Source organism: Enterococcus sp. DIV1094, from assembly GCF_017316305.2.
GTDB classification, from domain to species: domain Bacteria; phylum Bacillota; class Bacilli; order Lactobacillales; family Enterococcaceae; genus Enterococcus_B; species Enterococcus_B mangumiae.
On sequence record NZ_CP147250.1, the window covers coordinates 2,191,400 to 2,205,548 of the forward strand.

The 14,149-nt window shown below is 38.3% G+C and carries 11 protein-coding genes; all 11 read left to right on the forward strand.

Features of this window, described 5'->3' with window-relative positions; translation table 11 throughout:
* Nucleotide 1 precedes the first annotated feature (1 nt).
* The 11 genes from DOK79_RS10490 to DOK79_RS10540 all read left to right on the forward strand — a co-directional run bounded on the left by DOK79_RS10490 (nt 2) and on the right by DOK79_RS10540 (nt 14,021).
* Nucleotides 2–712, forward strand: coding sequence for a glycosyltransferase family 2 protein (locus DOK79_RS10490; RefSeq protein WP_206858328.1), 711 nt, complete (start codon nt 2–4; stop codon nt 710–712).
* Nucleotides 713–809: 97 nt separating this feature from the next.
* Nucleotides 810–1,676, forward strand: coding sequence for a glucose-1-phosphate thymidylyltransferase RfbA (gene rfbA / locus DOK79_RS10495; protein WP_206858151.1), 867 nt, complete (start codon nt 810–812; stop codon nt 1,674–1,676).
* Between the two features lie 13 nt (nt 1,677–1,689).
* Nucleotides 1,690–2,262, forward strand: coding sequence for a dTDP-4-dehydrorhamnose 3,5-epimerase (gene rfbC, locus DOK79_RS10500; protein WP_206858158.1), 573 nt, complete (start codon nt 1,690–1,692; stop codon nt 2,260–2,262).
* 23 nt (nt 2,263–2,285) lie between these two features.
* Nucleotides 2,286–3,314 carry a dTDP-glucose 4,6-dehydratase gene (gene rfbB, locus DOK79_RS10505; RefSeq protein WP_206858160.1) on the forward strand — a complete coding sequence of 343 codons (1,029 nt, stop codon included), beginning with the start codon at nt 2,286–2,288 and terminating at the stop codon, nt 3,312–3,314.
* 383 nt (nt 3,315–3,697) lie between these two features.
* Nucleotides 3,698–4,549 carry a dTDP-4-dehydrorhamnose reductase gene (gene rfbD, locus DOK79_RS10510; protein ID WP_206858162.1) on the forward strand — a complete coding sequence of 284 codons (852 nt, stop codon included), beginning with the start codon at nt 3,698–3,700 and terminating at the stop codon, nt 4,547–4,549.
* A gap of 46 nt (nt 4,550–4,595) precedes the next feature.
* Entirely contained in the window at nt 4,596–6,626 is a 2,031-nt protein-coding gene (locus DOK79_RS10515; protein ID WP_206858164.1) for a DUF7657 domain-containing protein, read from the forward strand.
* 119 nt (nt 6,627–6,745) lie between these two features.
* The gene (locus DOK79_RS10520; RefSeq protein ID WP_206858171.1) at nt 6,746–7,975 is read left to right on the forward strand and encodes an EpaQ family protein; all 1,230 of its coding nucleotides are present in this window, start codon (nt 6,746–6,748) and stop codon (nt 7,973–7,975) included.
* Nucleotides 7,976–8,236: 261 nt separating this feature from the next.
* Nucleotides 8,237–9,043: an ABC transporter permease gene (locus tag DOK79_RS10525; RefSeq protein ID WP_206858173.1), complete on the forward strand. Its 807-nt coding sequence runs from the start codon at nt 8,237–8,239 to the stop codon at nt 9,041–9,043.
* A gap of 11 nt (nt 9,044–9,054) precedes the next feature.
* Nucleotides 9,055–10,275 (forward strand): ABC transporter ATP-binding protein, encoded by a 1,221-nt coding sequence (locus tag DOK79_RS10530; RefSeq protein ID WP_206858174.1) that lies wholly within the window; start codon nt 9,055–9,057, stop codon nt 10,273–10,275.
* Nucleotides 10,265–11,851, forward strand: a complete 1,587-nt coding sequence (locus tag DOK79_RS10535; RefSeq protein WP_206858176.1) for a methyltransferase domain-containing protein — start codon at nt 10,265–10,267, stop codon at nt 11,849–11,851. Before DOK79_RS10530 ends, DOK79_RS10535 begins: the two co-directional genes overlap by 11 nt.
* A gap of 31 nt (nt 11,852–11,882) precedes the next feature.
* Nucleotides 11,883–14,021 (forward strand): glycosyltransferase, encoded by a 2,139-nt coding sequence (locus DOK79_RS10540; RefSeq protein ID WP_206858178.1) that lies wholly within the window; start codon nt 11,883–11,885, stop codon nt 14,019–14,021.
* The last annotated feature ends 128 nt before the right edge of the window (nt 14,022–14,149 follow it).

The window sequence follows — 14,149 nt, forward strand, 5'->3', positions numbered from 1 at the left end:
GATGCGATCGGTTTGTATAGCAACTTTTAATGGTAGTGCGTATTTAAAAGAACAGTTAGATAGTATCTTAAAACAACTTTCTCCAGAGGATGAAGTGATTATCTCAGATGATGGCTCAGTTGATGATACTTGGTTGATTTTAACGGAATATGCAAATAATGACCCGCGTATCAAACTTTTTGAAGGACCTAAACAAGGGTTGATCAAAAATTTTGGCTTTGCGATCGAACAGGCTCAAGGAGAGCTGATTTTTTTAGCAGATCAAGATGACGTCTGGTTAGATGGAAAAGTAGAGAAAATCACACGATCTTTTCATTTACATCCTGATCAATTAGTAGTTGTTTCAGATCTAGTGATCGTAGATAGCGAATTGAATGAGATCCATCCATCTTACTTTACTTTTAGAAAATCAAAAGAAGGTTGGTTGATCAACTTGATCCGTAGTAATTACATTGGTGCCGGTATGGCATTTCGTTCTTCATTAAAAGAAACGATTTTACCGATACCTGATAATGTACCGATGCATGATATGTGGATCGGGTTGCTTGCTGGTAGCCATACTTCTTTTATTCGAGAACCTTTGACTCTTTATCGGAGACATGATTTCAATGCAAGTGAAATTGAAACGAAGAGTAGCTGGCGACAGAAAATCGCATGGCGATTGCATTTGATCCAAGCACTCGTTCAGCGAAAATGGAGAAAACATCGCTAAAAGATATTGTTAAATTCGCAAGAAATCCATGACAATTAGTTGGATTGATGAGATAATAACAAAAGTAAAAATCAAAAATAAAGGGGCGCTTATATTCATGAAAGGAATCATCCTTGCGGGAGGAAGCGGAACACGCTTGTATCCTTTAACAAAGGCAACATCGAAACAGTTGATGCCAGTATACGATAAACCAATGATCTATTACCCAATGTCTATCTTGATGTTGGCAGGTATTAAGGAGATATTGATTATTTCAACCCCTCAAGATACCCCACGCTTTAAAGAATTATTTGGGGATGGGCATGATTTAGGTATCCATCTTGAATATGCTGTTCAAGAAAGTCCAGATGGATTAGCCCAAGCCTTCATCATTGGGGAAGAATTTATTGGTGATGATAGTGTTTGTCTTGTTTTAGGAGATAATATCTATTATGGTGGTGGACTATCAAAAATGCTGCAACGTGCTGCCTCAAAAGAGAGTGGAGCGACTGTTTTCGGTTATCATGTCAATGATCCCGAACGTTTTGGTGTAGTCGAATTTGATGAAAATATGCAAGCTCTTTCCATTGAAGAAAAGCCAGAAGAGCCAAAATCAAACTATGCGGTTACTGGACTTTATTTTTATGATAACGATGTGATTTCAATTGCAAAAGAAATCAAACCATCTGAACGTGGTGAACTTGAGATCACAGATGTCAACAAAGCTTATTTAGAAAGAGGCAAGCTTTCTGTAGAAATCATGGGACGTGGCTTTGCCTGGTTAGATACAGGTACACACGAATCCTTACTTGAGGCTTCTACATTTATTGAAACGATCGAAAAACGTCAAAACTTGAAAGTTGCCTGTTTAGAAGAGGTTGCTTATCGAATGGGCTACATCGACAAGGAGCAACTAGCAGTTTTGGCAGAACCACTGAAAAAAAATCAATATGGTCAATACTTATTAAGATTGGCTGCTGAATAAGGAGTTTTTAGTGATGAAAGTGACGGATACTAAATTAACAGATGTTAAAATCATTGAAATGGACGTTTTTGGCGACCATCGAGGTTTCTTTACAGAGAGCTATTCAAAAGCAAAATTTGCAGAACATGGCTTAGATTTTGATTTTGTTCAAGATAATCATTCTTTATCAGCTGAAGCAGGTGTGATTCGCGGCTTACATTTTCAAAAAGGAGCATCGGCTCAAACGAAATTGATCCGTGTCACTTCAGGTGCAGTCTTAGATGTGATCGTCGATATTCGTAAAGGTAGTCCAACCTATGGACAGTGGGAAAGCTACATCCTATCTGAGCACAACCATCGTCAATTACTTGTGCCTAAAGGATATGCCCACGGTTTTGTGACGTTGACACCAAACGTGAACTTCCTTTATAAATGTGACAATTATTATGATGCAGCAGCAGACGGTGGCATCGCATTTGACGATCCGGACTTAGCAATCGATTGGCCGATCGATCTTTCAAAAGCAATCATGTCTGAAAAAGATCATAATCATCCTACGCTGAAAGAATTTGAAGCAGAAAACCCATTTGTTTATGGTGAAATCTAACATTTGATGAGGAGAAATATTAAATGAAAAATATCATTGTTACTGGTGGAGCAGGCTTCATTGGATCAAATTTTGTTCATTATGTTGTAAAAAACCACCCGGAAGTACATGTGACAGTTTTAGATAAACTAACTTACGCAGGAAACAAAGAAAATCTAGCTGGGTTACCAGCTGACCGTGTGGAACTAGTGGTCGGAGATATCGCTGATGCGGAAGTAGTTGATCGATTAGTTGAAAAGGCAGACGCAGTCGTTCATTATGCGGCTGAGTCACACAACGATAATTCGTTGAAAGATCCGTTCCCATTTGTACACACAAATATCATTGGAACGTATACGTTGCTTGAAGCTTGCCGAAAATATGATGTTCGTTATCATCATGTTTCTACGGACGAAGTTTACGGTGATCTACCATTACGTGAAGACTTACCAGGTCATGGTGAGGGCGAAGGTGAGAAGTTTACTGCGGAAACACCTTACAATCCTTCAAGCCCATATTCTTCAACAAAAGCTGGTTCTGATCTATTAGTGAAAGCATGGGTCCGTTCATTTGGCTTAAAAGCGACGATCTCTAATTGTTCAAACAATTACGGGCCTTATCAACACATTGAAAAGTTCATTCCACGTCAAATCACAAATATTTTGAGTGGTATTCGTCCTAAGTTGTACGGAGAAGGGAAAAATGTTCGTGATTGGATCCATACGAACGACCACTCATCTGCCGTATGGTTGATTTTAACCAAAGGAAATATTGGCGAAACGTATTTGATCGGTGCTGACGGTGAGGAAGATAACAAAACTGTGATGGAAATGATCTTAGAGTTGATGGGGCAACCAATGGATGCTTATGAACATGTAAAAGATCGTGCTGGTCATGATTTGCGTTATGCAATCGATTCAACAAAGCTTCGTCAAGAACTTGGCTGGCAACCAGAATTCACTAATTTCCGTGATGGTTTAGCAGAAACGATCAAATGGTATGAAGAAAACCAAGAATGGTGGAAAAAAGAAAAAGAAGCAGTTGAAGCAGCTTACGCTAAAAATGGACAATAAGAGGAGAGCATTCATACTCCCTCGGACGTGCTGCGTTGATTAGAGCGGATGATCTTCTCTGATCAGATGTTTTTCTTGCTTGAATGGCTAGCTAGAGAAACTCAACCTCTTTTAAATAGTCGTTGAAGGGGCACTGCGTTTAATGGACGCTGCCCCTTTTTCCATGCAAAAGATTTTTAAGTACGCTTGGTGGATGCTCATCCTCTCGAAAAGCGAGAACCGATATGGTAGAATAAGTTTGGTTCTGAACACATAACAAACATCTATGTCTTCGAACAAACAGATATATATGAACCAAGCATGTACAAAAAGAAAACAAGATAACTACTCACACTTTTTTACAAAGAACACGTTAAAAATAATATTCAAGGAGCGATAGCGTAATGTTTTTATTAACAGGTGGAAATGGTCAACTTGGTACAGAGTTACGACATTTATTAGATGAAAAAGGGTTATCTTATGTTTCAACAGATGCCCAAGAATTAGATATCACAGATGCAGATAAAACAATGGCTTATATCACAGACTTAAAACCAGAGGTCATCTTCCATTGTGCAGCTTATACAGCCGTCGACAAAGCAGAAGACGAAGGCAAAGAATTAGATGAAAAAATCAATGTGGACGGCACGAGAAATGTGGCGCTGGCAGCAAAAGCAGTAAATGCTAAATTGATTTACATCAGTACGGATTATGTTTTTGATGGTAAAAAAGAAAATGAAGAATACCAAGTGGATGATGCAACGAATCCATTGAATGAATATGGACGTACAAAATTATTAGGTGAACAAGCAGTTCAAGAACTTTTAGAAGATTATTATATTATTCGTACTTCATGGGTGTTTGGCGTATATGGTCATAACTTTGTTTACACGATGCAACGTTTGGCACAAACGCATGATCGCTTAACTGTGGTCAACGACCAATTTGGCCGTCCAACATGGACGCGCACATTAGCTGAATTCATGGTCTATGTGATCGAACAACAAGTGCCATATGGCGTATATCATCTTTCAAATGAGAATAGTTGTTCATGGTATGAATTCGCAAAAGAGATCTTAAAAGACGAAGCAGTAGAAGTAGCCCCTGTGACTTCGGCAGAATATCCACAAAAAGCGACACGTCCACAATATTCCGTGATGAGCTTGAAAAAAACAGAAGATCTTGGTTTTGAGATCCCAACGTGGCAAGAAGCACTTGAACAAATGTTACAAGCTTCTGAAAAATTGAACAAATAAGGTTTTTCCTTAGAAAAAAGAAACAACAAAGAAATTGGAGAATTTTATGGAAAAACAAACAAGAAGCGCAAGGCGAGATAAGTCACGGCAAGATAAGTCAAGGCAAGTAGAGAAGGAACAGACGCATCCATTTTTGGATATATTCTTGAAACTACGTTATCTGATCGGGTTACTAGTAATCGTGATTGTTGTAACCTTCAACTTGAACGGCAGTTCGATCGGTAGTTGGGATACTTACGTATCGCAAAGAGATGATGGAAAAGAGACGGACGTGATATTTGGTCAAAACCGTGAAGTACGTTCGGATGAATGGTTAGTACAAACGCCTTTTTATCTCTCTCAAGCAGAAACAGGCTATCCGGTCATAAACGAAGACTATTCTTTGAATGGACAAAATATGATCATTGCCTACAATTCACCGGTAAAAGATATTACTGTGATAGGTAAACCATTCAACTGGGGCTTCTTCTTTTTAGGAAGAGATCGAGGGTTATCTTTTTATTGGGCAATGAAATTGGTCGTTATGGTCTTGTTAGGATTTGAACTGCTGATGATCCTAACAAAAAGAAACAAGCCACTTTCATTGATCGGTGCTTTTGCTTTGACATTCGCACCCGCTGTTCAATGGTGGTTCATGCAACACGTTGGCGATTTGATCTTCTTTACGATTGGACTGATGGTCGCCTTTTATCATTACTTTTATCAACATGAAAAAAAATGGCTGCGTGCATTGATGATGTTGCTGGTGGTCATATTCGGTATCGGCTTTATCCTAGTGATCTATCCGGCCCATCAGGTCATGTTAGCCTATTTGTTAGTTTTTTATTTTATCGGGTTATTGATCTATTACCGCAAAAAAATAAAATGGGATTGGTTTGACGCTGTCTTGATCACTGCAGCGCTATTGTTTATTGGCGTTGTCATGTGGCATTTTTGGTCAATCTCAAAAGATGCATTGATGGCCGCTTTGAATACGTTGTATCCAGGAAATCGAGTGAGTACGGGTGGGAAATTCAAATTTAGTGAGTTTTTCTATTTCTTAACAAACTGGAAAATCTCCTTTGAGGATATCAGCTTCTCAAATAATTCAGAAGTGGCACTCTTTTACCATTTCTTCCCGACTGTCTTGTTGGCAAGTCCATTCGTATTGTTTGGGAAAAAAGACGGAGATCGAAAAATCATCGGTCGCATCTTGATGATCTTTTGTCTCTTCACCATTTTTTGGATCACTGTCGGCTTATCTAGAACGATGGCTCAATTGACCTTGTTATCATTTGTGCCGCCTTTCCGAGCGATTTTGACGTTCAGTTTTGCTGCTTGTCTATTATCGATTTGGTTCATTGCTTATATTTGGAAGCATGATGTCATCCCTACATGGTATAAATTTGTCTTATTGATTGCGAATGCTGGTATTTATTACTATGCATTACAAGGTTCTAAGATGGAAGGATACTTTTCTGAGATCGAACTGATCAGTGTGATTGCGCTGGGAACCCTTCTTTTAGCATTTGCACTGTTTCGACAACGCGTGCTTTTCTATCTTTCATTTAGCGCGTTGATCATTGCTTCTGGTTTCTTTGTGAATCCAGTTGTCCAAGGAACGGGTGCAATCTTTGAAAAAACATTGGCGAAGGAGATCCAAAGAATCGATCAACAAGATCCTGGTCAATTATGGTTAACAGAAGATGAACTGTATAATTTCACGCCGACGCTAGGAGTGAAGTCATTCAATACGGTACGTTTCTATCCAGATAAAGCCGCTTGGCAATTGATTGATCCAGAAGGCGAATATGAGAGATTCTACAACCGGTACGCTCATACGAGAGCCTTTATTGCCAAAGAAGATACAGCCTTTAAACTCGATCGTCCAGACATGTTCTCAGTGACACTGAATTTTGATGATGCTGAAAAATTAGGTATCAAATACGTTGTAACGAAACGTCCTTTAGATGACTATAACCAACGTAATGAAGCACAGTTTACTAAATTATATGGACCAGACGACGATGGACACATGATTTTTGAAGTAGCATACCCAAATTACGCTACTTGGCAAACACAAACAACAGGTCAATAAAAAAACTTGTTGATTGAATAAGATGTGTGCGATTAAGCTGATTGTTGGATCAGTGATAAACCATTTTTGGTGGCATTGATCCAACGATCCTTTTTTAAAAAAACTTCTTAGAAGAGGAGGTGGAAACCATTCAAACATTTGTAGAAAAATTCATAAATAAAATGAGTACTGGGATCTTGTTACTTATGCTTATCGCCCTTTTTTCTGTCTGGACGATCGGTATAGGGACACCAGCTACTTTATTTTTATATGAACATAGCGCACAGTTTGTAACATTTGGCGTATTTGTTTTAACTGGCTTGAATATCTATAAAGCAAGAGGATTTGACTTTTTTTATTTAGGAGCAGCAGTCGTAATATTTTGCTTTTATACGTATTTTAGTGAGGTACGAGAAGGTTCTTTGGCTGGCAATCTTTTGATCCCAATACTTATTCTATTTGGATTGTCTGTAAAGTGGATCGAATTCGACAAAGTAGATCGCGCAATCTATTTGCTTGTATTCTCATTTTTCTTAGCTGTGACAGTCTATCGAGTTTTCACAGAGATCCAAGTTCCTGAAGGACAAAGTATCTGGAATCAAGATAATAAATTATCAGATATATGGATCAATACGAATACGATCGGTAGCACATTGATGATGCTTGGACTATTGATCAGCGGTTTCGCTAGTTCATTTGAACGTTGGTATATTCGGATTCTTAGCATACCAGCGATTATCGCTGCATTTCTAGGTATCTGGGTCTGTCAATCACGCTCTGCCTTGATTGCCATTATCCTTTTTGTACTACTAGATATCTGGCCTAAGAAATTCTTTAAATTTATTCGGGCACCTTTTATCGGCTATTTAGCCATTTTTAGTTTAGCACTACCGATTTCCTATTTAGCAGCAACTTCTGAAGATGTCAATCTTTTCACCGGAAGAGAAGAAATTTGGCTGAAATTCTACCAAACGATTTCTGAGAGGTTCGAGCAATTGATGGTTGGGATGAAACCTTTTCTTTTTTACCGTGGTGAACAAGTTCTAGGAAATCATAACAGCTATAACTCGATTCTGAACTTATACGGATTGATAGGTATAGCGATTACCGGTATCTTGTTACTTGTGTTTATTGGTAGACTGACCTTAAAGGCTAATTTGTCAAATGGACAACTGACTTTCTTATGGGCTTTCATGGCAATCATGATCCAGTCGTTCATGGAAGATACATTGACTTCTTTCCCTTGGGTTCCTATCGGCTATCTATTGTTAGCCATGGCAAGTCATCGTTACGACAAACCTAAAGAAGAGCAAATAAAAATACACGATGAAAATCAGTTTGCAACCTCGAGAGTTGCTCGTTATCACTAAACACTTGAACGAGATGAAGGGATTCAACCTAGAGATCAAGTTTCATTCAATCAATAAAATAAACGTGGGTCAGCCATTTTTTTGGCAGATCCACGTTTTTTGCTTCATTGCAATTAAGTATCATCTTTTGTAAAATAGTAACGTTGACAAAAAGTTTGCTTAATAGAAAATTAAGAAACGACGAATATCGCAGTCCTCGGCTTAAAATGTGGTAAAATGGCTGTTGACTGTAATTAACTGAAACTGCTTGGAGGAACACAAATGTTTAAAGATTTGTTTTTATTTATGAAGGATATCTATCAAAATCGAAAGCTATTACTTCAATTCTCGCTAAACGATTTTAAATCACGTTATGCGGGTTCATTTTTAGGAATTCTATGGGCGTTCATCAATCCCGTCTTTACGGTTCTTATTTATTGGTTAGTCTTTGGTTTCGGGTTAAGAGCGGCAATGACAGATGGCAAGTATCCGTTCATCGTTTATCTGATCACTGGGATGGTGCCATGGTTCTTTTTCTCAGATGCTTTTACCTCTACGACATTGGTTTTCCGAGAATATACGTATTTAGTAAAAAAGGTAGTATTCAATATCCGTATTCTACCAACAACTAAAATCCTTTCGAATTTGTATACACATTTATTCTTTATCTTGATTGGATTAGTCGTAGCGATGGGGCATGGTATTTTTCCAACAGTCATGTCTTTCCAATTGATCTATTATCTATTTTGTATGGTGGCCTTTTTGACCGGTCTAACGTGGTTGACTGCATCTATCCAACCGTTTTTACCTGATATCATGCAATTTATCACGATTTTATTACAGCTGATTATGTGGACATTACCGATTCTTTGGAGTACTAGTCAATTTAATCCAGCAATCATAAAAATCTTGAAGTTGAACCCATTGTATTATATTGTCCAAGGTTACCGTGAATCTTTCCTAAGTGAAGCTTGGTTCTGGGAACATGGCACGTATACATTATATTTTTGGGTAGTGACATTGATTATGTTCGTAATCGGTTCATTAGTGTTCCGTAGATTGAAACCACATTTTTCAGATGTGCTGTAAGGAGTATAGTTATGACAGAATATGCAATTAAATTAAACAACATCACTAAATCATACAATATGTATGCGAAACCGAGTGATCGTTTTAGAGAAGCATTGAATCCGTTCAAGAAATCATACCATGATGTTTTCTACGCATTGAAAGATATTAATGTAGAGATCAAAAAAGGTGAAATGATCGGTTTTGTCGGTGAAAATGGATCCGGTAAGTCCACGATGCTCAAAATCATTACAGGCGTGCTGACGCCAACTAGTGGCACGATGGAGATTGAAGGGAAGATTTCTGCTTTACTTGAATTAGGTTCAGGCTTCAATCCCGAATATTCAGGATATGAAAATATTTATTTGAATGGGATGGTCCTTGGCTTTTCTCGTGAAGAAGTCGATGCGATGGTTGATGATATCATTGAGTTCGCTGATATCGGGGATCATGTCTACCAGCCAGTTAAAACTTACTCAAGTGGGATGTTCGTCCGTTTGGCTTTTGCGGTTGCGATCAATGTCAATCCAGATATTTTGATCGTCGATGAGGCACTTGCAGTCGGAGACTTGGAGTTCCAATTGAAATGTATGGAAAAATTTACAGAAATCAAAAATTCTGGGAAAACGATTTTATTTGTTTCTCATGATATCAGCTCGATCCGTCGTTTCTGCGATCGTTCTTACTGGTTAAAAAATGGAGAAGTCGTCGAATATGGCGATACGATGGACGTGACGACCAATTACGAAAACTTCTTGAAGAAAAAATCAGTCAAAACCGTTGATCGGAATAAAAATCAAGTGGAGCGTTTTGCTGCACCAGATATCGTGGATGTATTAAGTGCTGAGTTATTAGACAAAAACAAGCAACCAATCGATATGTTAGAACAAGGGGAAGATCTGTATGTCAAAGTCACTTATGACGTGAAAGACGATACGATCAAGAAACCTGTTCTAGGGATCGCCTTGCGAACGGTTGATAATTTCTATGTCTGTGGATTGAATACTTTATTGGACGATATCACGATCCCTTGGGAAAAAGGGAAAAATGTCTTTTATCTCAAATACAATAAGTTAGGGCTGCTTGCCGGCGAATACTATTTCGATGTGGCTGTTTTTGAAGAAAATGCGACCGTTCCTTTAGTTTATAAAACCAAATATATGAACTTATTTGTGACGGGTTCTTATATTGGTGAAGGAATCGTGGTCTTGGATCACCATTGGAAAGAAGGAGATCAAAACAATGAAGTATGATTTCGAGATGGACTTAGATGAACAAAGTAGCGTAGGCAAGATTGTCGGCCAAATCAAACCGGGAAGCAAAGTCTTGGAATTCGGTCCAGGCAATGGCCGCATGACGAAACATTTGATTGGTGCTAAAAACTGTGAAGTAAGCATCGTTGAATTAGACAAAGAACTATTTGATTATGTGAATGAAATCGCCCAAGATGGTTTTTATGGCGATATTGAAAGTTTTGAATGGGCAAAATATTATGATGGTCAAACATTTGATTATATTTTATTTGCTGATGTATTGGAACATTTAGTTGATCCTTTAAAAACTTTGAAAAAGGTCAGAGAATTTCTAAATGAAGATGGCGAGATTTTGATTACGTTTCCTAATCTCGTGCATAACTCTGTATTGATCCATCTCTTTAATAATGAGTTGCCATGGGCTTCGTTTGGGTTACTTGATGAAACACATAATTCATTTTATACCCACGAAGGCTTTCAAAAAGTATTTGAAAAAGCTGATTTGCATATCAACATCGAAGACTATTTGTATCTAGCGGTGGGAGATACTGAATTGAAGTCAGCCTATACAGACTTACCAAAAGCAGTTCGTTATGACTTCAAAATGCGCCCATTTGGCGAAGTGTATCAGTATTTCTTTTCATTGAAAAAACAACCGAATGTGGAAGCTAAGATCAACATGCCACAAAATTCAAATTACGTTAAAATGATGGAAATCACCAAAAAGAATACACAAGAAGAAACGTTACAGATCCCGTTCAATAATCATACGGGAGAAAACCAAATATTGACTTTTCCATTGACAGAGGAGCCTACAAGTTTTGTTTTTCAATTTGAAAAGCAACCAAGTTACCTAGAATTCAGTGTTGAAATAGATGGAGAAAAGCTTGACTTCATTGCATCGAATGCAATCATCAAAACAACCACAGATTGCTATATCTTTGACGGATCAGATGTACCCAAATTTGAATTGACCGGTATTAGTGGAGAGTCTATCAAAATCTCTTGTCACTATCGGTTTATCGGTGAGCTACCAGAAACGATGGCTGAAGTACTTACTGTGATCAAACCAATGGCTGATGTTCAAAAAGAACTGTCTGCGAAAAACGAGGCACTCACAAAAGAAAATGAACATTTACAAGCGGAGAATAAAGAGTTAACGAATGTCTTACAGATCATGACTGAACGATATTCTGAGTTATTGCAAGCTAACAATTGGGCGATCAAGCCTAAAGGACGTTTGGTGAAACCAAAAGAAACTGCGAAAAAAGTCCAAGCGAAAGACCTTTCTCTTTGTATCGACGAAAAAAGTTGGGATCCAGAAACAAAATTACTCAAAATCATTGGATGGGGAATTTCAAATGCAGAACGCAAACCTTTATCTTATAAGCTGTCTGTCGATCAATCACCATTCTTCGAGGTTCAGCAAATCGAGCGTATCGAAGTAAATGAAGCCGAAAACCTTCCTCCCCACACAAAAGCTGGTTTTGAGATCCAGATAGCGTGTGAACAAGAAAAATCATTTTTGATTGAATTGATTGCAGAAAATGGGCAGTCTTGGCTAGTTGAAATGTAAATAACTTATTAGGTAAAGGAGTACTAAACCAGTGCAAAAAAAAGAAATTGCTGTATTTATCGATAAGATCACTCGGGAGCGGGCAACTGGCGATTTATTGATCGTTGGTTGGGCAATCGATGAAGTATCAAAAGAAATTCCGACGATCCAAGTCGAAAAGGAAGACGTCATAGCGGAAAATACGCCAGTCGTGCGTTTGGACATCAATCATCTCTATAATCTAGATGTGAAAACTCAAAGCGGGTTCAACCTTCGATTATCTGGAAAGCTAAAGGGGAAAGCAATTTTAGATTTTCGAACAAAAGATCATCAAAATGGGATCTCCGTCAAGTTGAATGGGCGCTATCCTTATGATGATGGTATTGAATCAAGTTTAGAGATGAAAAAACGTTTATTGAAAAAAGGGTTGAATTATGCACGGACATACGGGTTTAAAAAAGCGATCCGTCGTGCAAAAATGGAATTGAAACCAGGTTCGATCGATTACGCACAATGGATTGCAAAGCACGAACAAATCGATTTAGAAGAGCAAAAGGCAAAAGCGCAGGCATTTGGGTATCGTCCATTGATTTCTGTCGTCATGCCGGTTTATAACGTTGAAATCAAATGGTTAGAAAAATGTATCGATTCAGTGCTTGCTCAAACGTATGATCACTGGGAGTTGTGTATCAGTGATGATGCTTCAACTGATCCTAAAATCCATAAGTGCTTAGAACGTTATCAGCAAAAAGACTCACGGATCAAAGTCGTTTTTCGTGAAGAAAACGGACATATCAGTTTAGCAACAAACTCCGCACTTGAGATCGCAGAAGGAGAATTCATGGCATTACTTGATAATGACGATGAACTTCCTGTAAATGCGTTGTTTGAAGTAGTCAATGTGTTGAACGATCATCCAGAACTTGATTTGATCTATAGTGATGAAGATAAGATTGATGCCGATGGCAATCGTTTTGATCCTCACTTTAAGGCAGATTGGTCACCAAATACCTTAATGGGAAATAACTATATTTCTCACTTAGGTGTTTATCGATTAAGTATCGTCAAAGAATTAGGAGGCTTCCGTAAAGGCTATGAAGGGTCTCAAGATTATGACCTAGTTCTTCGTTTTACAGAAAAGATCCCAGCAGATCATATTTATCATATCGATCGTGTACTTTATCATTGGCGAACGATTCCAGGATCAACAGCAAGTAGTGGTGAAGCGAAAAGCTATATCTATGATTCTGGCGTGAAAGCTTTAACAGATGCGTTAGCTCGCAGAAATATCAAAGGTCAAGTGCGTCCAGGGCGAATTTCAGGATTCTATGAGATCACATACGATGTCTTAGAAGAGGATCTAGTCAGTGTCATCATCCCAACCAAAAACGGGTATGATGATTTGAAAATGTGTATTGATTCAATCATTGAAAAAACGACCTATCCAAACTACGAGATCATCGTAGCGGATAATGGTAGTACTGATCCTAATATGCAAAATCTTTTTGACTCATACAGGGAACAGTTAAAAGAACGGTTTATCGTCGAACTGATCGATATCCCATTCAACTATTCTCGTATCAATAATCTGGCTGCAGAAAAAGCCAGCGGAAAGTATTACTTATTCTTGAACAATGACACGGAAGTAATCGCACCTAATTGGATGACAACGATGGTTTCTTATGCTCAGTTTGATTCAATCGGCTGTGTGGGTGCAAAACTTTACTACCCAGATGATACGACGCAACATGCAGGCGTATTAGTTGGGATCGGTGGAGTTGCTGGACATGCACTGAACAATTACGAGCGCACACATTGTGGTTATTTTGGACGCCTAGTGATCGATGTTGATTATTTAGCAGTAACAGCAGCTTGTATGATGGTGAAAGCAGAAGATTTCCTTGCAGTAGATGGCTTTGACGAAACATTACAAGTAGCATTCAATGATGTTGACTTATGTCTGAAAATCTATGAATTGGGTCGAAATAATGTATACGCCCATCAAGTCGAGCTATATCACTTTGAGTCGAAATCTCGCGGGTATGAAGATACACCAGAAAAGCAAAAGCGCTTTGCTGGTGAGATCAAAAAAATGCAAGATAAATGGCCAAAATATATCGCACACGATCCTTTCTATAATGATAATTTGACAAAACAAGGAATCGGCGATTTTTCATTACGACCAGATTGATGCTTGTATCCTATACCTTCAGCAAATCTTGACCATGTGTCAAGCTTTGCTGAAGGTATATTTTTATCGATGCAGTTTTGGCTCGGACATATTGCTGAATCTACCATCAGTTACTTTGAAATTAGGTT